Source organism: Pseudoalteromonas sp. bablab_jr010 (assembly GCF_016464105.1).
Taxonomy (GTDB): domain Bacteria; phylum Pseudomonadota; class Gammaproteobacteria; order Enterobacterales; family Alteromonadaceae; genus Pseudoalteromonas; species Pseudoalteromonas simplex.
This window is the reverse complement of sequence record NZ_JACDWV010000101.1, coordinates 1-623: the sequence shown is the minus strand read 5'-3', so window position 1 is coordinate 623 and position 623 is coordinate 1. Positions and strand designations below refer to the sequence as shown.

General features: G+C 38.5%; 1 protein-coding gene. It reads right to left on the bottom strand.

Annotation, left to right across the window (positions count from 1 at the left end):
• On the bottom strand, nt 1-182 hold a 182-nt coding region (locus JIG37_RS22665), incomplete at its 3' end, for an RHS domain-containing protein (protein ID WP_244664382.1).
• Between the last annotated feature and the right edge of the window lie 441 nt (nt 183-623).

The following is a 623-nucleotide window of genomic DNA, read 5'->3' as shown; positions in this document are numbered from 1 at the left end:
TCATCAAAATATTGCCCTTGAAAACGTATTGGCTGAGTGAAGCTGTTTTCTTCATTAAAGTCAGCATTAGCTTCTGGTTCTTCATAGCCGTACACATCAGCATGGTTTTGCCATACAACTTCTGCGTTATTATTTGTAACAAAACGTGGGGTGTTTAGTTGGTCTAGGTGGTAGTAATACAGCTCACCTTGTTTAATCAGTGCGACCGGGTGAAATTGATTGGGCAGGTTGATGTACCAGGTATACTCGCCGTGCTGGTATTCTCCTATTAGTTGGTCGTTATCACAAATATACCGTGTTCAGTTTGCTTAGCAATACGACGACCCAGTGGGTCGTAGTCAAAATCGCTATCGCCAAAATGGGTTAGGCAATAAGAGCCAAAATATCTGCAAGGCTTAAGCCAAATAGCCCAAGCCTATAGAACATCCGTGTTGTTAAAGAACGATTTTAAATAGTATTACTAATTATGAAAAAGCTTTTCGTATAAGTGCATCATGATCAAGTACTTCGATTTGACCAAATTGCGCCAATATAGATAAGTGAACAAAAATATTTACCTTGTTAATATTGTCAAAAATAGCTTCTCCACCAACAATTAAGCTCGGTTCAAAACCAAACATTTC